The sequence below is a fragment of the Streptomyces sp. NPDC041970 genome, from assembly GCF_055588985.1.
This window is the reverse complement of sequence record NZ_JBVJCD010000036.1, coordinates 13,207-33,783: the sequence shown is the minus strand read 5'-3', so window position 1 is coordinate 33,783 and position 20,577 is coordinate 13,207. Positions and strand designations below refer to the sequence as shown.

The 20,577-nt window shown below is 75.6% G+C and carries 17 protein-coding genes; 7 read left to right on the top strand and 10 right to left on the bottom strand.

Annotated features, from left to right (window positions below):
- Positions 1–169: 169 nt before the first annotated feature.
- The 3 genes from ACZ6EJ_RS18575 to ACZ6EJ_RS18565 form a co-directional block, all read right to left on the bottom strand.
- Positions 170–619, bottom strand: a complete 450-nt coding sequence (locus ACZ6EJ_RS18575; RefSeq protein ID WP_469268327.1) for a hypothetical protein — start codon at positions 617–619, stop codon at positions 170–172.
- A gap of 103 nt (positions 620–722) precedes the next feature.
- Positions 723–2,723: an ATP-binding protein gene (locus ACZ6EJ_RS18570; RefSeq protein WP_469268325.1), complete on the bottom strand. Its 2,001-nt coding sequence runs from the start codon at positions 2,721–2,723 to the stop codon at positions 723–725.
- A gap of 118 nt (positions 2,724–2,841) precedes the next feature.
- A complete protein-coding gene (locus ACZ6EJ_RS18565; RefSeq protein WP_469268372.1) occupies positions 2,842–3,549 on the bottom strand; it encodes a response regulator transcription factor in 708 nt (235 codons plus the stop codon).
- A 214-nt stretch (positions 3,550–3,763) separates the two neighbouring features.
- Between ACZ6EJ_RS18565 and ACZ6EJ_RS18560 the strand changes: the two genes are divergently transcribed.
- The 4 genes from ACZ6EJ_RS18560 to ACZ6EJ_RS18545 all read left to right on the top strand — a co-directional run bounded on the left by ACZ6EJ_RS18560 (position 3,764) and on the right by ACZ6EJ_RS18545 (position 8,851).
- Positions 3,764–5,053 (top strand): cytochrome P450, encoded by a 1,290-nt coding sequence (locus ACZ6EJ_RS18560; protein ID WP_469268323.1) that lies wholly within the window; start codon positions 3,764–3,766, stop codon positions 5,051–5,053.
- On the top strand, positions 5,050–6,300 hold the full coding sequence (locus ACZ6EJ_RS18555) for a cytochrome P450 family protein (protein ID WP_469268321.1): 1,251 nt from the start codon (positions 5,050–5,052) through the stop codon (positions 6,298–6,300). Before ACZ6EJ_RS18560 ends, ACZ6EJ_RS18555 begins: the two co-directional genes overlap by 4 nt.
- A 364-nt stretch (positions 6,301–6,664) precedes the next feature.
- The gene (locus ACZ6EJ_RS18550) at positions 6,665–8,155 is read left to right on the top strand and encodes an aldehyde dehydrogenase family protein (RefSeq protein WP_469268319.1); all 1,491 of its coding nucleotides are present in this window, start codon (positions 6,665–6,667) and stop codon (positions 8,153–8,155) included.
- 171 nt (positions 8,156–8,326) lie between these two features.
- Positions 8,327–8,851, top strand: a complete 525-nt coding sequence (locus tag ACZ6EJ_RS18545; protein WP_469268317.1) for a hypothetical protein — start codon at positions 8,327–8,329, stop codon at positions 8,849–8,851.
- Between the two features lie 76 nt (positions 8,852–8,927).
- On the opposite strand, the gene ACZ6EJ_RS18540 is transcribed toward ACZ6EJ_RS18545, so the two are convergent.
- The 6 genes from ACZ6EJ_RS18540 to ACZ6EJ_RS18515 form a co-directional block, all read right to left on the bottom strand.
- A complete protein-coding gene (locus ACZ6EJ_RS18540) occupies positions 8,928–9,704 on the bottom strand; it encodes a phosphatase PAP2 family protein (RefSeq protein ID WP_469268315.1) in 777 nt (258 codons plus the stop codon).
- Positions 9,705–10,658 carry a YihY/virulence factor BrkB family protein gene (locus tag ACZ6EJ_RS18535; protein ID WP_469268313.1) on the bottom strand — a complete coding sequence of 318 codons (954 nt, stop codon included), beginning with the start codon at positions 10,656–10,658 and terminating at the stop codon, positions 9,705–9,707. It abuts the gene before it with no gap.
- Positions 10,658–12,370 (bottom strand): bifunctional phosphatase PAP2/diacylglycerol kinase family protein, encoded by a 1,713-nt coding sequence (locus ACZ6EJ_RS18530; protein WP_469268311.1) that lies wholly within the window; start codon positions 12,368–12,370, stop codon positions 10,658–10,660. The genes ACZ6EJ_RS18535 and ACZ6EJ_RS18530 overlap by 1 nt, the downstream gene beginning before the upstream one ends.
- 243 nt (positions 12,371–12,613) lie before the next feature.
- Positions 12,614–13,009, bottom strand: a complete 396-nt coding sequence (locus ACZ6EJ_RS18525; RefSeq protein ID WP_469268310.1) for an STAS domain-containing protein — start codon at positions 13,007–13,009, stop codon at positions 12,614–12,616.
- A complete protein-coding gene (locus ACZ6EJ_RS18520; protein ID WP_469268308.1) occupies positions 13,006–14,097 on the bottom strand; it encodes a cobalamin B12-binding domain-containing protein in 1,092 nt (363 codons plus the stop codon). Before ACZ6EJ_RS18520 ends, ACZ6EJ_RS18525 begins: the two co-directional genes overlap by 4 nt.
- Positions 14,094–15,776 carry a SpoIIE family protein phosphatase gene (locus tag ACZ6EJ_RS18515; protein ID WP_469268307.1) on the bottom strand — a complete coding sequence of 561 codons (1,683 nt, stop codon included), beginning with the start codon at positions 15,774–15,776 and terminating at the stop codon, positions 14,094–14,096. The genes ACZ6EJ_RS18520 and ACZ6EJ_RS18515 overlap by 4 nt, the downstream gene beginning before the upstream one ends.
- Positions 15,777–16,512: 736 nt before the next feature.
- Here ACZ6EJ_RS18515 and ACZ6EJ_RS18510 point away from each other — a divergent pair.
- The gene (locus ACZ6EJ_RS18510; RefSeq protein ID WP_469268305.1) at positions 16,513–17,040 is read left to right on the top strand and encodes a MarR family winged helix-turn-helix transcriptional regulator; all 528 of its coding nucleotides are present in this window, start codon (positions 16,513–16,515) and stop codon (positions 17,038–17,040) included.
- 110 nt (positions 17,041–17,150) lie between these two features.
- Here the strand turns inward: ACZ6EJ_RS18510 and ACZ6EJ_RS18505 are convergent, their stop codons facing one another.
- Positions 17,151–17,729, bottom strand: a complete 579-nt coding sequence (locus tag ACZ6EJ_RS18505) for a maltokinase N-terminal cap-like domain-containing protein (RefSeq protein ID WP_469268304.1) — start codon at positions 17,727–17,729, stop codon at positions 17,151–17,153.
- A gap of 297 nt (positions 17,730–18,026) precedes the next feature.
- Between ACZ6EJ_RS18505 and ACZ6EJ_RS18500 the strand changes: the two genes are divergently transcribed.
- Together ACZ6EJ_RS18500 and ACZ6EJ_RS18495 are read left to right on the top strand one after the other, a co-directional pair.
- Positions 18,027–18,494 carry an MSMEG_6728 family protein gene (locus ACZ6EJ_RS18500; protein WP_469268302.1) on the top strand — a complete coding sequence of 156 codons (468 nt, stop codon included), beginning with the start codon at positions 18,027–18,029 and terminating at the stop codon, positions 18,492–18,494.
- 294 nt (positions 18,495–18,788) lie between these two features.
- Entirely contained in the window at positions 18,789–20,072 is a 1,284-nt protein-coding gene (locus ACZ6EJ_RS18495; RefSeq protein WP_469268370.1) for a cation:proton antiporter, read from the top strand.
- Positions 20,073–20,577 lie beyond the last annotated feature (505 nt).

The following is a 20,577-nucleotide window of genomic DNA, read 5'->3' as shown; positions in this document are numbered from 1 at the left end:
GGCCCAGCCCGTGATGGTGGTGGGCGTTGCTCCGCCCCGCCGGGAGCGGTGGTGCGCACGGGACGAAAAGGGGCCTCCTCTGGCTGGGCCGGGGGGGGGGGCGGCCCCCCCCCCCCCCCCCCCCCGGTGCGGGGACGGCACCGCGCTCGGCGGTGGACGGCGGGACGGGTCAGCCGTTGCGTCGGCCTGCCGCGCGGCGGCGCAGCACGAGGACGCCCGCGCCCGCGAGGAGGGCGGCACCGGCCGCCGGTCCGGCGAACACCGCGGCGTCGTCGCCGGAGCCGCCGACGGGGCGCTCGCCGGCCGCGACGCCGCCGCGCGGTGCGACGGAGGGTGCGTCGTCCCGTACCGCGGGGGCGGTGCGTTCGCCGGCCGCGACGCCGCCGCGCGGTGCGGCGGAGGGTGCGTCGTCCTGTACCGCGGGGGCGGTGCGTTCGCCGGCCGCGACGCCGCCGCGCGGAGTCACCGACGGGCGGGCCGCCTCGGGGGCCTCGACGGGGGCCGCCGGCTTCGGCGAGGTGTCGGCGAAGGCGCCGGTGGACGGCACCAGCACGGCACCGGCCGCCACGGCGGTCAGGACGGCGGTCCGCCAGGAGAGGCGAGAGGTCACAGCGGTCATACGGAAGGCTCCATTCCCTGCTTGGCCCCGCGCTGGACCCGGTGCGGGTGCGCATCGGGTGCGAGGCATGTCGTCAGGGTGGCGCGCCGGTATGAAGAAGCTGTCAGAACCCTGTGGTCATCCCATCAGCGCCGGTTCCGGGACCGTCCGGCGGCGGGCCGCCGGGCAGGCGCAGCGCGAACACCGACCCCGCGCCCTTGGTGCTCGTCGCCTCCACCGCCCCGCCGTGGGCCTCGACCAGCTTGCGGACGATGGCCAGGCCGAGGCCGCTGCCTCCCGTGCGGCGGCTGCGGGACTTCTCGGCGCGCCAGAAGCGGTCGAAGACGCGCGGCAGGTCCTCGGGCGGGATTCCCGAGCCGGTGTCCGCCACCTCGATCGCCACCGGACCGCCGTCCCGCGAGGCGTACGCGCGCAGCGTCACCCGCCCGCCCCGCGGTGTGTGCCGTACCGCGTTGGAGACCAGGTTGCCCACCGCCTGCCGGAGCCTGACCGGGTCCGCGCACAGGGCCGGCCCCGGAGCCGGGGTCGTGACGGTGAGCGTGACGCCCGCGGTCTCCGCCCGTGCCTGGTGGGCGGCGGCGACCTGGCCCAGCAACTCCCCGGCCCTGATCGGCTCGGGGTGCAGCCGCAGCACCCCGGCGTCCGCGGCGGCCAGGTCCTGGAGGTCGTCGATGATGTGCTGGAGTTGGACCGCCTCCTCCAACAGCGAGGAGACGAAGGCCGGATCGGGGTCGGCGAGCCCGTCCTGGGCCGCCTCCAACCAGCCCCGGATGTTGCTCAGCGGGGTGCGCAGCTCGTGGGCGACGTCGCTCACCATGGCCTTGCGCTGCTCCTCCAGCCGCGCCCGGTGCGCGGACATGTCGTTGAACGCCGCGGCCAGCCGGCCGATCTCGTCGTCCGTCGTCACCGGGACGGAGGCCGGCTGCTCACCGTCCCGCATCCGCTGCGCGGCGCCGGTCAGGGCGTGCAGCGGGCGCACCAACCGGGCGCCCGCGAGCACCGACGCCCCCACGGTGAGGGCCAGGACGAGCGCCGCCGCGCCCGCGATCTCAGCCGTGTTGGCGGGGGAGAGGTCGAATCCGGGCAGCGTCGCGCCGCCCTCGTCGCCGATGAACAGCAGGGCGGGGGAGGCCACATAGGAGCTGAGCTGTTCGCTGCGGGCCGTCCCCACGCAGGAGGCGATGGCCCTGTCGTCCTCCCCGGTGCGCTCCCGAGGCCCGGTCGGCACGACGGACGGCTCCGCCTCCCGCGCGCGGGTGTCCTCCGGCGGCGCGGGGCGGGGCTCGGTGACCGGTTCGTCCCACGACAGGTCGTCGTTCAGCCGTACGCCGCCGCGGCCCTGGCGCTCCAGACAGGCCTCGGCCAGCGCGCTGAGCGCGTCGAGGGCCTTCCGCTCCGAACGGGTGGGCTCCTCCAGGGCCGAGAGGTCGCACCGGGTCCCCTGGGCCCGTCCGGGATCGTTGCCCACGACCTGCACCCGCGGGCGGCCGCTCGGCCCGACGACCACGTCCGAGGCGATCCCCGCCCGGTTCAGGCACACCACCGCCTCGTCGGCGATCCGCCGCAGCGCCGTCCGATCGGCCGCCCGCAGGCGGAACGGGCCCACCGCCCGAGGGTCGATCCGGTCGGCGGCGGCGCCCGGCCGGTCGGCGCTCCGCGCGGCCAGCACGGTGTCCACGGCCAACGGGTCGACCACCGCCGACGCCTCCGGCGGCAGCGCCGGGGCGCCGGGCGCGGTCGCGGAGTCGGCGAGCGGCCCGCGACCCTGCGTCGTCAGGGCGACCCGGCGGCCCGACTCCCGAGCCAGCTCGCGCACCGTCGGCCCGACCCCGTCCCAGGTCGGGTGGCGTGCGGCGTATCCCAGCAGGGTGTCGTAGATCCGGGCGTCCGCGGCGAGGTTCTGCCCCTGCTCCTGCTTGATGGCGCCCGAGGTCGTCCGCACGGCCAGCCAGGCGGTGGCCGCCACGGAGCACGCGGCCACCAGCGCCGACACGGCGAGCAGCCGCCCCAGCAGACTCCGGCGCAGCGGCAGCCGCGCCCGACCCCCCTCCCGCGCCCCAGGGGGTGTCCGGCGGGTCCTGGCCGGGCCCGCGGCGCCCGGCACGGCGCCTCGCGGCGTTGCCGAAACGCCCGAATCGCTCCGCGGCGAGGGCGTTCCAGCGCCGTGCGGTGCATCGCACCGGACACCGAGGTCCGTCCGGCCCCGATCCGCCGGACGCCCCCTAGCCACGCCGCGCGGCCTTCGCCGGGTCGGTCAGTTTGTAGCCGACGCCGAAGACGGTGAGCAGCCGTTCCGGCCGTCTCGGGGCCCGCTCGATCTTCTTGCGCAGGTTCATCACGTGGACGTCGACGGTCCGGACGCCGATGTAGCGGTCGTCACCGTGCAGCTCCTCCAGCAGCCGCTGACGGCTGAAGACCCGGTCCGGGGCCGCCGCCAGGGCCGACAGGATCCGGAACTCGCCGGGGGTGCACTCCACCGGCTCCCCGCCCACTGCCACCCGGTGGCGTTCCGGATCGACCAGGAGGGAGCCGACCCGCAGCACGGTCTCCTCGGGCGCCGCCTCCGAGGGGACCGGTCGCCGCGCGCGGCGGAGCAGGGTGCGGACCCGAGCCATCAGCTCGCGGGGGCTGTACGGCTTGGTCATGTAGTCGTCGGCGCCGAGATCGAGTCCGAGCAGCAGATCGTCCTCGGTCGAGCGGGCGGTCAGCATCAGCACGGGCAGCTCCCGGCGCTCCGCCCGCAGCACCCGCACGACGTCCAGACCGTCGGCCCGAGGCATCATCACGTCGAGGACGAGCAGGTCGGGTTCCCGGTGCCGCAGGGCGTCGAGCGCGGCGAGGCCGTCGCCCACGATCCGTACGGTATGGCCTTCCCGTTCGAGATAGCGGCGTACGAGCTCGGCCTGCTTCTCGTCGTCCTCGGCGACCATGACATCTGCGCACACGACCCCGATCGTAGATCGGGTGCGGTACGCCGGCGCCCGAAGGGGCCGGGAAAGGCGACGGACGAGGGCGCCGAGCCGGCGGGACGCGGGGCGGGAATCAGCGTGATCCGCCCCACGGCTTCACCGAACCTCCTTATAGTGGTGGCGCGTTGATCGTATGGCCGCGACGCGCGAAGCCCTCGCCACTGGAGTCCGTACGATGCCGCACCCCTCGTCCGCCACGACCGCCTCCACGGACGGCGCCCCCGGACGCTGCCCCGCGGGCGCCGTCCCGCTCGGCGGGCCGGGCTTCCCCACCGAGCCCCGCGCGCTGTACCGGACCATGCGCCGTGAGCACGGCCCCGTCGTCCCGGTCGAACTGCCCGGCGGCCTCCCCGCCTGGCTGGTGATCGGCTACCAGGAGGTCCACCAGGTCACCAGCGATGCGGAGGCGTTCCCCCGTGACGTCTCGCTGTGGAACCAGTGGGAGAACGTCCCCGCGGACTGGCCGCTGCGGCCCATGGTGGGAGCCCCCATGCCCTCCATCTACTTCACCGCCGGGGCCGAGCACCGCCGCCACGCCGACATGGTCGTCCCGGCCCTCGAAGGGGCCGACCCCTTCGAGATCAGGCAGCATTGCGAGCAACTGGCCGACCGGCTCATCGACGCCGTGTGCGGCCGGGGCACCGCCGACATCGTCGCCGAGTTCGCCGTCCCGCTCCCCGTCCTCGTACTCGCCCGGCTCGTCGGCTTCCCCGACGAGGAGGGCGCCGACATCGCGCGGGTGCTCCAGGACCTCGCCGACGGCGGGCCCGGCGCCCAGGAGGCCAACCAGCGCTTCGGCGACCACATGCGGCGGCTCGTCGCGGCCAAGCGGGCGTGTCCGGGGGACGACGTGACCTCGCGGATGCTCGCGCACCCCGAGGCGTTCACCGACGAGGAGTACGCGCTCGACCTGATGGCCATCACGGCCGCCGGGCACCTGACCACCGCCGACTGGATCGGCAACTCCGCCCGGTTGATGCTCACCGAGGGCCAGTTCGCCGACGCCCTGTCCGGCGGGCGGCACAGCGTCGCCGAGGCCATGAACGAAGTGCTCTGGGAGGACGCCCCGACCCAGATCCTGGCCGGACGGTGGGCGGCGCGCGACGTCCGCCTGGCCGGACGCGACATCGCCCGCGGCGACATGCTGCTCCTCGGGCTCGGCGCCGCCAACGGCGACCCGCACATCCGCCAGCACGTCACTGCGTCGGCGACCTCGTCCGGCCAGAGCGGCAACAACGCCCATCTGGCCTTCAGCCACGGCGAGTACCGCTGCCCCTTCCCGGCCCAGGAGATCGCCGAGATCATCGCCCGCACCGCCGTCGAGGTGCTGCTGGACCGGCTGCCCGACCTCGAACTGGCCGTCTCGCCCGACGAGTTGGTTCGACGCCCGTCCGCCTTCCTGCGCGGGATGACCGCGCTGCCCGTCCGCTTCACACCCGTACGCTCGACAGGAGACGCGTTGTGACCTGCCCGTACTCCGCCGCCGCGCAACCCGGCCCGAGCGGGCCCGTCGCCATCGACCCCCTGGTCCGCGACCTGGACGGCGAGACCGCGCGGCTGCGCGCGGCGGGCGCCCTCGCCCGGATCGACCTGCTCGGCGTGCCGGCCTGGACGGTCACCCGGCACGCCGAGGCGCGCCGACTGCTCGTCGATCCGCGGCTGGTGAAGGACATCGATGTCTGGAGCCTCTGGCGGAGCGGCGCGGTGACCCGCGCGTGGCCGCTGATCGGCATGGTCGACGCGGGCCGGTCCATGTTCACCGTGGACGGGGCCGAACACCGGCGGCTGCGCGCCAAGACCTCGCAGGCGCTCACCCCGCGGCGGCTCGCCGCGATCCGCCCGGACATCGAGAGGTTCACCGGCGAGCTGCTGGACGCCCTCGACGCGGCGCGGGACGGGAACGGGGTCGCCGACCTCAAGTCGGCCTTCGCCCAGCCGCTGCCCATGCGGGTGGTCGGGATGCTCATGGGCGTCGAGGAGTCCCAGCACGCGATGCTGACCCAGCGGTACAAGGCGTTCTTCTCGATGCTCACCCCGCACGAGGAACGCCTCGCGCTGCTCGACGAGTTGGACGCCTTCTACGTCGACCTCGTGCGGCAGCGCACCGCCCGGCCGGCGGACGACCTCACCAGCGCGCTGATCCTCGCCGACGAGGGAGGCGAGCCGCTCACCGAGGAGGAGGTGGTCGGCAACCTCAAGGCCATGGTCGCCGCCGGGCACGAGACCACCATCGGCCTGATCCTCAACGCCGTGCGGGCCCTGCTCTCCCACCCCGACCAGTTGCGCGCGGTGCTGGCCGGGGAGGTCGGCTGGGACGCGGTGATCGAGGAGACGCTGCGCTGGGACACCCCCACCACCCACCTGCTGATGCGGTTCGCCACCGAGGACATCGCCGTCGGCGGCGAGGTCATCCGGCGTGGGGACGGGGTCTGCGTCTCCTACCGCGCCATCGGGCGCGACACCGAGCAGCACGGCGAGGACGCCGACGCGTTCGACGTGACCCGGCCGGCTGCCCGCCGCCACATGGCCTTCGGCCACGGCCCGCACATCTGCCCCGGCGCGGCGCTGTCGCGCGTCGAGGCGGGCATCGCCCTGCCCGCTCTCTTCGCCCGCTTCCCCGGCCTGCGGCTCGCCGTCCCGGACGAGGAGATCACCCGGCTCCCGGTGATGACGCAGAACGACATGGCCGCCTTCCCGGTGCTGCTGGACTGAGCGTCCGCCGCCTGCCGCCTGCCGCCTGCCGCCTGCCGCCTGCCGCCTGCCGCCTGCCGCCCGGCTCCCGCCGCCCGGCTCCCGGAGCTCGGACCGAAGCGGATCGCCGGAATGGGACGAGGCCGGATCGCGGTACGGGCGGACGAGCGGTGCACGGGTCGGCGGTCCGTCGGGACGCCCTCGGGCCGGCGGCGCGCCGGATCAGGCCCGCGTGAGGAGTGTCACTCTGCGTGAGGCGTCCGGCATGAATCCCGCCGGACCGGGGAGGGCTCCAGGCTGCTGGTGCGCCGGGTCCCGGTCCACCGCGCAGCACGCCCCGGCCGAACCGGCGGGGCGGTTCAGGCACGGAAGGCAGAACAACGGCATGTCGGCGCTCAGCACCATCCACATCGACGGCGTCTGGCGGGCGGCCGGGTCCGGCGCGACCCGCCAGGTCCTCGACCCCGCCGACGCCACCGTCCTGGCCGCCGTCGCGGAGGGCGGAGCGGAGGACGCCGACGCGGCGATCGCGGCGGCCCGGCGCGCCTTCGACGACGGCCCCTGGCCGCACCGGCCGGTGGCCGAACGGGCCGGGCTGCTGCGCCGGGTCGGTGAGCTGCTCCAGCGGGACCGCGAGGAGATCGCGATCACCGAGAGTCGCGACACCGGCAAGACCCTCGCGGAGGGCCGGGCCGACGTGGACGACGTGACCGGCGTCTTCCGCTACTTCGCCGACCTCGTGGTGAACGAGAGCGGCGGCCGGGTCGTCGACGCGGGCGACCCCGACGTCCACAGCGTCGTCGTCCACGAGCCCGTCGGCGTCTGCGCGCTCCTCACCCCGTGGAACAGCCCCCTCCTCCAGGCCGGCCGGAAGACGGCCCCGGCCCTCGCCGCCGGGAACACCCTCGTGCTCAAGCCCAGCGAGGCCACCCCGCTCTCCACCCTCCACCTCGTCCGCCTCCTCGCCGAGGCGGGGCTGCCCGACGGCGTGGCCAACCTCGTCACCGGCGCGGCCGACCCGGTGGGCGCGCGGCTCGCCGAGCACCCGTACGCGGACCTGGTGTCGATCACCGGCGGCACCGAGGTGGCGCGGACCGCCGCCGCCACCGTCCGGAGGGTCGCCCCGGAGCCGGGCGGAAGGAACCCCGTCGTGGTCTTCGCCGACGCCTGCACCACCGACGAGGGTTTCGACACCGCCGTCGACCAGGCGCTGAACGCCGCCTTCCTCCACAGCGGCCAGGTCTGCTCCGCCGGGTCCCGGCTGATCGTCCAGGACACGGTCGGCGAACGGTTCGTCGCCGAGCTGGCCCGCCGCGCCGACGCCGTCCGCCTGGGCCGGGGCACGGTGGAGGGCGTGGAGTGCGGCCCGCTCGTCTCCGCCCGACTGCTCGCCGAGGTCGAGGCGTACGTCGCCGCCGCCCGCGAGGAGGGCGCGATCGTCCGGGCCGGGGGCGTCCGCCCCGAGCCCAGCGACGTATGCCCCGCGACCGGCTTCTTCTACCGGCCGACCGTCCTCGACGGCTGCCACCGCGCGATGCGGGCGGTCCGCGAGCGGCCCGTCGGCCCGATCCTCACCGTCGAGACCTTCCGCACCGAGGAGGAAGCCGTCACGCTGGCCGACGACACCGACCACGGCCTCGCGGGCGCCGTCTGGACCGGCGACGCGGGCCGGGCCCACCGGGTCGCCGGACGGCTGCGCCGCGGGACCGTCTGGATCAACGACTACCACCCCTGCCTCCCGCAGGCCGAGTGGGGCGGTTTCGGCGCATCCGGTACGGGGCGCGAACTCGGCCCCGCCGGGCTCGCCGCGTACCGCGCGTCCAAGCACGTGTACCACAACCTCAACCCGCGGCCGCGGCGCCGGTTCGCCGGCTGACGACGGCGGGAAGCGGTGGCGGCCCGCTGTGCACAGCGCCCTCGTCTGATCGGGGCGTCTCGGGGCAGGAGAAGCCCTGCCAGGGAAGACGGGGCAGCCCCGTACCGAAGAGCCCGGACCGAGGTCCGGGCACGAGTGAACGACGAACGCCGTCGAGAGAGGCCACCGCCGATGCGCCCTGTGACCGAGCAATGGGGAGAGGTCCTGCGGACCCACCTCGCTCTCAGCGGAGAGCGACCCGCTGTGCTGGCCGCGGCGGTCTTCTCGCCGGAGGCGGGATTCTTCGCCGCCGCGGGCCGCGACGGCGAGGACGCGCGGCGGTACTTCCCCCGCACGGCGAACGCCGGCGAACAGCCGCCCGACGCCGAGGACCGGGAGAGCGGGTCCGGTCCCGACGGTCCCGACGACCTGGAAGCCCTGCGCACGGTGTGCGCGGAGACCGTGCACCCGCGGGGCCTCCGCCTCGCGGGCGCGCTCTGGCGCCGCGAGAGCGTGGAGCAGGTCACCGACGCGGTCACCGGGACGGACCTGGACCTGGCGCTGCTGCGGGCGGGCGACCGCACCATGTGGGTCGTCGGGACGCGGCAGGGCCTGTGCACGTTCGTCCTGGTCGACGGCGGGGCGGAGGGCAACGTCACCGAGGCCCGGTCCCTCGCCCTCGGTTTCGACTCCTACCTGGCCGGCCAGGACTACTGACCCCCGCGGCTCTCCCGGACGCTCCAGGGCCGCTTCGTCCCCTCCGGTCCCCCGGACCGGAGGGGACGAAGCGGCTTCAGGCCCGCCCCTCCGGGTCCTCGCCGGCCAGCTCGGGTTCGAGCCCTTCGGCCACGCCCGTACGGGGGCGGCCGGTGTCGGCCCGCCACGCCGCGAAGGCCCAGCCGGTCAGGGCGACGACCGCCCCTCCGAGCAGCCAGCCGCCGACCACGTCGCTGAACCAGTGGACGCCGAGGGCGATCCGGGTGAAGCCCACGCCCAGCACCGAGACCGCCGCGAAGACCCAGCACCACACCCGTCGGGCGCGCGGGGCCATCGGCAGCAGGACCAGGAGGAGGACGGCGAACGACGTGGTCGCCGTCATCGCGTGCCCGGAGGGGAAGGAGTAGCCGGGCGCCTGGGCCACCGGCTCCTCCAGGGACGGCCTGACCCGCTCCACGACGAGCTTGACGACCACTCCCGTCAGCGCGCCGCCCCCCGCGGTCACGGCCGCCCACGCGGCCAGCCGCCAGGCGCGCCGGTGGAGCAGCCACAGCGTGAGCAGCGCCACGGCGACGCGCAGGGTCGCCGGGTCCCACACCCAGTCGGACAGGACGCGCAGCGTGCCGGTCCACCACGGGTGGTCCACCGCGACGGCGTGGAGCCGCCGGGCCACCCCCTCGTCGAAGCGGCGCAGGGGCGGCCACCGCCCCTCTACCAGGGCGAGGAGCAGCGCGAACGGAACTCCGGCGGCGACGGCGGCGGCGACGGCGCCCGGCAGGCGGAGGCCGAACCGGCGGTCCGCGCGGCGGGCGCGGCGCTCGACGGCTTCCGGGGCGGTGTCGGGAGAGGGCATTCAGGCTTCCGGGTCGGCGGTGATCGGGCCGGGCGTGCGCGCGCGGACGGCTTCCAGTTGAGCGGCGAAGGACAGCCCGACGAAGAGCGCTATGGAGGTCAGATAGGCCCACAGGAGCAGCGACATGAAGGCGCTCAGCGGACCGTAGACCGTGTCGAAGGAGCCGCTGATCCCGAGGTACAGGCTCAGCAGCCAGGTCAGCACGGTCCACAGCACCAGGTAGACGGCCGCGCCGAAGGCGAGCCAGGTGTATCCGGGTTGCTTGCGGCGCGGCGAGCGGCGGAAGACGGCGCTCGCCGAGATGAGGGCGAGCAGCAGGCCCAGCGGCCAGCGGAGCAGGTCCCAGGCGCTCCGGGCGCCGTCGCCCAGCCCGTACACGGACGCGGCGGCGGCGACCAGCTCCCCGCCCGCCACCATCATGATCGAGCCGATGCCCAGCGGTATGCCCGCGCTCACCGCCATGACCAGGCCCCGCAGGTACTTGCGGTGGAAGACGCGGTCCCGCTCCACGCCGTAGATCCGGTTGGCGCCGCGCTCGATCTGGCACATCGCGGTGGTGACGTTGGCCAGGGAGAAGGCGAGCCCCAGCCACAGGGCGAGCTGCGGGCCGTCTCCACCGCCCCGGCGGTTCCGGTCCAGGGCGTCCTCGACCACGCCGGCGCTCGGCCCCTCGCTGATGCCGCGGATGGTGAGTTCGGCCAGCTTCCCGATGCTCTCGGTGTGCAGCTCGGTGGACAGGCCCACGAAGGCGATCGCCAGGGGGATGGCCGCCAGCACCGTCTGGAGGGCCAGGGCGCGGGAGTGGCTGAAGCCGTCGGCGTAGCGGAAGCGGACGAAGGAGTCGCGCACCAGCGGCCAGCGGCCGTATCGGCGCAGCGCCGCGAGAGCTTCGTCGCCGGACAGCTCGTCGCCGGTCATGTCACGGGTCACCGGTACGCGGGTCGCGGTTCCCATCATTCCTCCCGGAGGGGCAGCAGGATCGTCAGGGCGCCGGGTCTGACCTCGGCGGACATCCGCCGGCCGGCGCCCACGGGGTCGCCGTCCACCTCGCGCGGCTCGGGCAGGGCGAAGACGATGTCGGCACGGCGGAAGGTGAAGAACTCCACCGGACTCCCGCCGCCGCTCGCGCCGTGCGAGGACCCGCGCAGCAGCACCCCGGCCGTACGCAGCCAGCCGCGCGCGCCTCGCGGGTCGAAGAGCGCGAGGTCCAGCAGGCCGTCGTCGGGCCGGGCGCCGGGCACGGGCCTCGCACCGCCCTGCACGGCACCGATGTTGGCGACGAGGACCATCCGGGCGGTGCGGTGCAGCTCCGGCGCGCCGTCGAGTGTGATCGCCAGCCGCATCCGGGGGGTGCGCAGCGCGGTGAGGCCGGCCAGGACGTAGGCGGGCCAGCCGAGTGCGGACTTCGCGCGGTCGGAGGCGCCCTCCAGCATCGCCGCGTCGAGTCCGGCCCCCGACATGGCCGTGAAGTGGGTGGCGGGCATCCCGTCGCCGTCGACGCGGCCGAGGTCGAGCGCGCGGGGCGTCCCGGTGAGCCCGGCGGCCAGGGCGTCGGCCGGGTGGAGCGGGAGGCCGAGGTTGCGGGCCAGCAGGTTGCCCGTCCCGCAGGGCACGAGGGCCAGGGGCACGCCGGTGCCGGCGAGGGCGTCGGCGACCGCGCGGACCGTGCCGTCACCACCGCACACCACCACGAGGTCGGCTCCGGTGCGCACCGCCTCGGCCGCCGGGCCCCCGCCGGGGTCCTCGACGGTGGTGTCGACGAAAGCGGGGTCCCCGTATCCGTGCTCGGCCAGGACGGCTCCCAGCCGGTCGCAGGTGGAGGCGTCGGTGACCGTCGGATTGACGATCACGACGGCCCGCCGCGGCTGGAGGCCGGGCCCGGCCGCGGCGGCGGTCGCGGAGACGTCCACCGCGCCGGCCGGGTGCGGCAGGGCCGGCGGGTCGTCGGCGAGTACGGTCCGGCCCACCACGACCAGCGAGAGCGCGCCGTTGAGCAGGCCCCCCGCCACGTCGCTGGGGTGGTGCATCCCCCGGTAGAGCCGGGCCAGCCCCACGAGCAGCGGGACCAACAGGAGGAGTGCGGCCACCGGCCTCCGCCACGGGCGGCGGACGCGGGACAGGACCAGGTAGGCGATGCCGGCGTAGAGCGCGGTGGCGGCCCCGGTGTGCCCGGAGGTGTAACTGGAGGTCGGCGGCGCGCCGTCCAGGCGCTCCACGTCCGGGCGGGCGCGGTCCACCGCCTCGGTGACGACGAGGAAGACCAGGGACTGGAGCGACACGCCGAGGGCGAGGAAGGCGGCCTCGCGCCGCATCGGGAGCCGCGGCGCCACCAGGAGGGCCAGGCAGCACAGCAGGGTCAGCCCGACCACGGTGGCGGTGTCCCCCGCACCGGAGGCGAGCGCGGACACCGTGGTCAGGGCGTCGGTCCGTACGCGCTCGAGGGCCGCGGGCACCGCGTCCTCGGCGGCCGACGGCCACAGGTCCTGGGCCGGCCCGGTGATCAGCAGGCCGATCCCCACCATCGTCGCCGCCTGGCAGAGGGCGAACGCCCCGATCCGGGCCGCCGCGCGGCCGGCGCCGCCGGTCAGTGCGGGGGAGCGTTCGGGACGTCGCGGACTCGGCGTTCCGCGAGCCCCGATCGCTCCCGCCGGCACGGCACTCGGCATCAGATCCCCCACGGTTGTCCGCCGTTCGGCGCACCGCAGGAGTCGCTTCTCCTCCGGCGTTACGCCGTCTTCCCCGAAAGCGGGGGAGCAGACCTGGTGGAGGGGCCGGGCGCCGGTCGCGGACGGCCCCTCGCCGTCCGCCCGTCGGCTCCCGCCGCCCGTGGAGCGGCCCCTGGTCGCGACGGACGGGGCGGCCCGAGCCCGGTCGGCGGTGTCGGCGCGGTGGTCGGGGCGCGGGGGCGGTCAGTCGGAGGCGGTCGGGTTCGTGCGTTCGTCCCGGTGGTCCTGCCGGGTCCCGGCCTGCTGGTGATCGGTGACGAAGAGGTGCCGGATGCCGGTGACGTCCAAGGTCCGCTCGAGGAAGGGCGGCGGGTCGTCCAGCCGCAGGCGCACCCGGCGGGCCGCGGTGGTGCGGTGGAGTTGGAGGAGGGCGGAGACGCCCAGGGCGTCGCACCTTCTCAGCCGGGCGCAGTCCAGGCGCAGCTCGCTCGTGCCCGACTGCTCCGCCAGGCACGCGTCCGCGTGCCGCAGGAGGAGGTCGGCGGAGTGGTGGTCCAGGTCGCCGTCGAGCCGCAGACGCGTGGTGCCCGGCCCCGCTTCGGTGGTGATGGAGAAGGCGGGGCGGGACGAGGCGGTCATACGGGGGCTCCGGGGTGGTGGCCGGTGGCGGCGGTGCCGTCGAGGGCGAGACGCGCCCGGTCGAGCAGCCGGACGGACCGGGGGAAGTCCTTCAGCTCGGCCGCCAGGACGTCCAGGGCCGGGAGGAGGGTGCGGGCGGGGACGCCGCGCGCGGTGAGGATGCCCGCGGTCCAGGTCATGAAGGTGGCCAGCAGGTCGTCGTCGTCGGTGTAGAGGGCGACGGAGAGGAACTCGACGATGTGCGCGACGTCCTCCGCCGTGTGCTCGCGCTGCTGGTCGGTGTAGGCGGCCATGGCGGGGACGCGTTCCTCCAACCGCGCCAGGACCTGCTTGACGAGCTGTCCTTGGGCGCGGGCGACCAGGGTGTACTCCTGGTCGACGAGGTGCGGCAGGTCGTCGGCCTGCACCCGCCCCGGCCGGGGCCGGGGAATGCCGTCCGCGAGCTGCCGGGCGGCGCCGCGCGCGTCCGGCGCCCAGGCGTCGGCGCCGAGCAGGCGGGCGTAGCGGCCGCCGGGGCCGAACGCCGCCCCGCCCACCAGGACGGGTATGCCGATGGCTTGGCAGGCGGTGATCGCCGCGTGGGCGGTGGGGAGCCTGGTGGGGAGGGAGGAGGACAGGGCGACGACGTCGGCGCCGGTGTGGTGGAGGTGCGCGACGAGGTGCGGGGTGGGGACCTGGGCGCCGAGGAAGTCGACCTCCCAGCCGCGCAGCGTGAGGACCTCGGCGAGGAGGCGGGCGGGCAGGACGTGCCACTCCTGGTCCACGCAGGCCACGGTGATCCGGCCCGGACGGGGTGTCGGCGCGGAGCGGGCGGCGGGGTGGTGGGCGAGGGCGGCGACGACCCGCTCCGTCATGGCGCTGGCGGCGTGCTCCTGTGCGACGGTGATGCGGTTCGCGGCCCAGTGGGCCCCGACCTTCGTCTGCACCGGTGCGATGACGTCCAGGAGGACCGCTTCGGCGGGCAGCCCGCCGTCGACGGCGGCGAGGACGGCGCCGACGGCCGTGAACTCGTCGCGGTCCATCGCCGCCGCCCACAGCCGCTCCCGCAGCCCCAGGATCTCTTCGTCGGTCGTCGCGCGCGAGGTCATGCGGTGTACCTGCCCCGCGTGTGGCCGTTCACCGCGCTCAGGTGGTTGCTGCGGGGGGCCGTGATCGCCACGACGGCCATGTCGTCGTGGCTCCCGTCGCGCAGCCACTGGGAGACGAGCATCTGGATGTGCTCGACGACCGCCTCGCCGGGCATGTTCGCGCACTCCGCGAGGGCCCGTCTCAGCCTCTCCTCGCCGAACATCTCGTCCCTCAGCGGTCCGCCGCGGGCCTCGGTGATCCCGTCGGTGTAGAGCAGGCACGTCTCGCCCGGCCGCAGGGCCGCCTCCACGGTGCGGGCCTCCACGTGGGGCAGGGCGCCGATCAGCGTTCCGTGGGTGGGGACCTCCTCGACCCGGCCGTCGGTCCGCACCACCAGGGGCGGCGCGTGGCCGGCCGCGGTCAGGCGCAGGAGCACCCCGTTCCCCGCGCGCCGGACCGAGGCCATGACCAGGGTCGCGAAGCGGGTGTGATGGGTGTTCAGGAGCGCCCCGTTGAGCAGGCGCAGCATCCGCGGGTGGTCGTCGGCCAGCGGGAGGAGCGCCTGGAGGGTGTTGCGGATCTTGCCGGTGAGCACGGCCGCGTCCAGGCCCTTGCCGCAGACGTCGCCGAGGACCACGAGCGAGGGCTCGTCCTCGGAGCCGCCGGGGTGGACGTCGTAGAAGTCGCCCCCGACGCGCTCGCCGGCCCCGGCGGGCCGGTAGCCCCCGGCGAACTCGACCCCGTTGACCTGGTGCAGCCGCGGCGGCAGCAGGTCGCGCAGCAGGGTCTGGGTGATGGTGCTCTGCTCGGCGTACAGGCGGGCGGCGGAGAGGGCGGCTCCGGCCCTGGCCGCGAACAGCCGGGCGAAGACCTCCTCGCTCTCGCTGAACCCGTTCTTCTCCGTGGAGCGGAGCAGGATCAGCGCACCGGCCGGCACGCCGTGGCCGGGCAGCGGCGTCACGACGACCGATCCGATCGTCCCGGTGAAGCCCTCCGGGAGGACCCAGGCGGGCAGCGTGCCGGGATCTATCCAGCGCGAGGGCACGGGGGGAAACCCCTGCAGCGCCTCGCTGAGGCCCGGCAGGTGGGACGGGTCGGCGTCGAGCAGGGAGCGTACGCCCTCCCGGCCCGCGACGGCGTGCGCGACGGGCAGCGTTCTGCCCGAGGCGGGCGCGACGACGACGGCCACGTCCGCGAGGTGTCGGGAGGCGAGCCGTGCCGTAGCCGCCATGCACCGGTCGGTGTTGAGCGAAGCCAGCAGCACGTTGGACGCCTCGGCGAGGAACGTGGTGCGCTCGCGTTCGGTGGCGAGGGCCTGCTCCGCGAGGCGGCGGTCGGTGTCGTCGACCAGCCACCACACCAGGTTCCCCCGCGCGTCCGGGGTGGGATGCGCCGTGAAGCTCCGAACGGCGATCCGCCCCGCCACCGGGGGGAGGGGCCCGGCGCCCCCGCAGCCCGGACCCGCGGACGCGAGGCCCGCGCTCAGGTCCCGGTGGCCCAGCGCCAGCCAGGCGGGGACGGCGTCCGCCATGGCCGTGCCCGGCGCCACGCCTTCCAGGAGGGAAGCGGCGGCGCGGTTCACCTCGACGACGGCTCCGGCCGGATCGGCGACGATCACGGGACAGGGCGCCAGGTCCCACACGCCGGTCGTCGGTTGCTGGTCGGTCCTCGTAACGGTGATTCCCTCGGTAGAGGCCATGAAGGGGGGCCCGCCTACGGCGGACCGCACCACCTTCCCACTGGACGGAAGAACACTTGCCTTCGGGCAACCATCCCGCAGCGGTGCTCCCGATGGCAAGCCGCCCCCGCCTCCGGGGCGCGCTCGGCCCGGTGCTGCGCGGGGGAGGGCGGAGGGGTTCGGACCGGGTCGCCCGGTGGCCGGGCGACCGCGCCGGTCCCGGCGGACGGCCGGGGAACCGTCCGCGGCGGGACCCGTGCCACGGCGCCCCGACGGCTCCCGCGCCGCCGCCCCGGGGGCCTTTGCCGCGTCCTGGTGGTCGCCCCGGCCAGGGCGTGGAGGCTGGAACGCGCACCGCGCGGTGACAGGGCGTCGTGGACACCCCTCCCGCCCGCGACCGGCCGGACCGTGCGCAGGCCCAGCCGGTCGCCGCGGACACCGATCGGCGGATGGAAGGTTACGGTGGAGGCAGCGGCGTCGTGCACGCAGCACGGCTCCCGCGGATGGAAAGCACGGCCCGGACCACTGGTGTGGGCCGGTACCGCACGGTGGGTCCGGGGGAGAACGCCCACGGGCCGGCGCTCGGTCTCGGCGCAGTCGGCCATCAGCAGCTCGACGGCCACCGCGCCGTGGCGCCGCTCGATCACCGGGCGGAACACGTCGAAGACCTCACGGGGAGGCGGCCCCGCGCGGTTCGTGCTCGACCGCACGGCGTCTGCCGAGCGCGGTCGGGCCCTGCCTCGGACCGTCTCCATCCATGCGGCTGTTCACATCGGACGGTCGCGACGAGCACGGATCGCTCACACGGGAGTGCCACATGTGCGAGGACCTCACGACCCTCACCTCACAGGCGCCCGCGACCCTGTCCGACGTCAGCGACGTGCTCCACCTCGTCGAGACAGCCTGGGACCGGGGCCGCGACGCCCTGAGCACCGCGCCCATCTCGGCGACCCAGGCCCGTGTGATGTACGTCATCGAGCGCGAACCGGGCATCAACCTCAGCGCGCTGAGCCGCCGTCTCTCCGCGACGGCCCCGTCCACCACGCGCCTGTGCGACCGCCTCCAGGCGGCCGGCTTCGTCCGGCGGACGCCCCGCCCCGACAACCGGCGGGAGACGCAGCTCACGCTCACCGAGGCGGGCGCCGCGTACGTCCGGGAGATCCGGCGCGGCCGTGAGCAGGCTCTCCGCCGGGCCATGAACCGCATGACCCCCACCGCGCGCGAGGCCCTGGCGACCGGACTCGCGGCGCTCTGCGAGGCCATCGTCGAACCGCCCCGCTCCTGAGGCCCGCGAGCGGGTTCGGGTGCGAGGGGGACGGGCCCTCCCCGCCGCGGACAGCGGGGGCCGGGGCCCCACCGCACAGAGGCCCCCCGCGCGGGGACCGTCGGCGGCGTTCAGCGCGGAACCAGTTCCGCCAGTACCCCCCGTGCGGCCGTCCCGTCGGGCCAGGTCCACCCGGCGACCACGTGAGCGGACCGCCCGCGCGCGTCGTCCGCCGCCCGCAGGACGCGGTTGACCCGCACCTCGACCCCGTCGTCCGGGGCGTCCCCGTGCACGGTGACGGTCGGGTCGGGGGTGTCGCTCGTGCTCCGGTGCTGCGGGACCGCCTCGCCGCGCAGGAGGGCGCGCATCTGGGCCGTCACCACCGGGTCGTGGACGCCGTCGTAGATCCACCGGGTGCCGAGCACCCCGTGCTCGGAGGTGCCGATCAGCGCCTCGCCGGGGACGCCTTCCGCAGCGGCGCCCCGGTAGCCCAGCGGTACCGCGTACGCCACCGGTTCCGGCGCGGCGGCGTCCACCAGGATCATGATCTCGATGCCCACCTCGCCCCGCGGGTCGTCCAGGCGGAACCCGCCCGCCACGACCAGGTCCGACGCGCCCGCGCCGCCCGCGAACCACGTCTGCTCCGGCAGCCAGCCGGTGAGCAGCTCCCGCTTGGTGGGCGCCATGGTGGTGCGGTGGATGACAGCCATGCGAACTCCCTCGTGCCGAGGTCCGGGCCCGTCCTGCGACGGGCTGGGTCCGAACCTATAGGAAGGGCTCCGCGGCTCTGGGGGGTGTCCCCCCTCCCGACGGCGTCCGCCGTCCCCGAGACCTTCTCGATCCGGACGCGCCGCTCCGGCCGGCCGCGAGGACGCTTCGCCACGCCCGATTGCCGCAGACGAGGATGGGCCCGCGCCCGAAAGGGGGAGGACTGCGGGAAGAGCAGTCCGGCGGACGGGCGGTGGGGGCCGTCTCGCCGCTGCACACCGCCGCCACCTGGGACGACCATGCAGACCTTTCTCCCCTTCCCCGATTTCGCCGCCTCCGCCGCCGTGCTCGATCCGCGGCGGCTGGGCAAGCAGCGGGTCGAGGCGCTGCAAGTGCTGCGGGGCCTGACCGTCCCCGGCTACGGCTGGCGGCACCACCCGGCGGTGCGCATGTGGACCGGTTACGAGGAGGCGCTGGTCCGGTACGGACTGGAGGTCTGCCGCGTATGGACGGCGACGGGACGCGCCGACACGTGCGCCGCCTCGCTCCTGGCCGGTTTCGCCGCCCTGCGGGCCGACGCCGGCGTACGCACGCAGGAGCGCCTGGCGGCGGACGGGGAGCTGCCGCCCTGGCTCGGCGAACCCGCGTTCCACCGCAGCCACCGGTCGGCGCTGCGGAGCAAGGCCCCGGACGTCTACGCGCCTCTGTTCCCGGACGTCCCCGAGGGCCTGCCGTACGTCTGGCCCGCCTCGGACCGCTCACGGTAGGCGGTCGGGCGGACGCCGGTCGCGGCGGCGGCGGGCGGTCGTCACGCGCGCCGGGGTCCTGGCGAGGGGGTTCCGGACGCCGGGGCGGCCCGGGCGCCGAGGCCCGGCGGAGGGGCGGCCGGGGCGCGCCCACGGGCCTGGTGACGGGGCGAAACGTTGTTTCCCCTGCATATCGGGGGTGTCGGGACGGTCAGCGGGTACCGGAGGGTGTCATAGCGGTCCTGGCCCGGGCGGCGGGGAACGGCGGACGGGTCGGCGCCGCCGCTCTCTCGACCGGAACCGGGTGTGAAGACGATGGAACTGTCGGGCACGGACCTGACGTACAGCCTCATCGGAGTGGGGGCGCTGGGCGCCGCGGTGCTGCCGGCACTGCTGGCCAGGCGGCCGCTCTCCGTGCCCATGGTCTTCCTGGCGCTGGGCTTCGCCGTCTTCCTGCTGCCGTGGGACCGGCTGCCCGTGCTGGACCCCGTGGCGTCCGGCCCGGCCGTCGAGCACGGCACGGAGGTCTGCATCATCATCGCCCTCATGGGCGCGGGCCTCGCCATCAACCGGCCCTTCGGGCGGCGCTCGTGGTCCACGACGTGGCAACTCCTCGGCATCGCCATGCCCCTCACCATCGCCGCCACCGCCCTGGTCGGCTGGGGCCTGCTGGGCTGGGCCCCGGCGGTGGCCCTCCTGGTGGCGGCGGTCCTCGCCCCCACCGACCCCGTGCTCGCCGGCGAGGTGAGGGTCGGGGAGCCGACGGAAGCGGAGTTCGACGAGGACGAGGTGCGCTTCGCCCTCACCAGCGAAGCCGGCCTCAACGACGGTCTCGCCTTCCCCTTCGTCATGGCCGCCCTCGCCCTCTCCGCGGCCTCGGCCACCGGATGGACCGGTGGATGGGTGTGGCACTGGGGCTGGTACGACGTGCTGGTGCGCATAGCGGTCGGGGTGGCGGTGGGCGTCGCCTTCGGCCGCCTGCTGGGGCGGCTCTTCTTCCGGACGCGCGTCAAGGCCCTGCGCCTGTCCGAGCAGAGCGAGGGCTTCGTCGCGCTCGCCGTCACCTTCGCCTCCTACGGTCTCACCGAACTCGTCCACGGGTACGGCTTCCTCGCGGTCTTCGCCACCGCCGTCACCATCCGCACCGCCGAGCGGGCGCACGGGTACCACCGGGTGATGCACTCCTTCGTCAACCAGGTCGAACGCCTCCTCACCGCGGCCATCCTCTTCCTGGTCGGCGGCTTCGTGGCCCAGGGCGGGCTGGCGTCGCTGACCTGGGAGGGCGCACTGCTCGTGGTGCTCCTGCTGCTGGTGATACGCCCGCTCATCGGGTACCTCTCCCAGGGGTCCGGCGGGGGCGCACGCCGGGAGCGGGCGGTCACCGCCTTCTTCGGCATCCGCGGCATCGGCTCCTTCTTCTACCTGGCCTACGCCCTCGGCCACGGCAGCTTCGCCGCCCCGGCGGCGTCGCTGTGGGCCACGGTGACCTTCGCGGTGATCGTGTCGGTGGTCCTGCACGGCGTCATGGCGTCGCCGGTGGTCAACCGCCTCGACGCGGAGGAGCGGCGGCGCGCGGACGCCGAGAACGCCGGTTCCTGAACGCGGCGGCGGCGTCCCCCTCGGTCGGGGAACCGCCGCTCGCCCCGCTCGCCCCGTGACGGAGCGGCGGGGTCGGTGTGCTGGGCGGCGATGGCGCGGACCGGCCTCCGCCGACGGGTGGGACGCCGGGGGCAAGCGGTTCCTCCGGTGCGCCGGGCATGTCGATCCGGCTGCCCTCCGGTGCGCCGGGCATGTCGATCCGGCTCGCCTCCGGTGCACCGGGCATGTCGATCCGGCTCGCCTCCGTGCACCGGGCACCTCCGGTGCACCGGGCACGACAACCCGCCCTCGTCCGGCCCCTGCCCGCCCCTGGACGGAGGAACCGGACGGCCCGGCAGCGGCGTCGGGCCGGTACCCGGTGGCCACGGGCGGCGTTCTGGACGCCGGCAAGGCGTCCAGGGCTCCCGCAACGCGGGGGGGGGGGGGGGGGGGGGGGGGGGGGGGGGGGGGGGTGGGGCGGTGGGGGGGGTGGGGGGGGGGGGGGGGGGGGGGGGGGGGGGAGAGA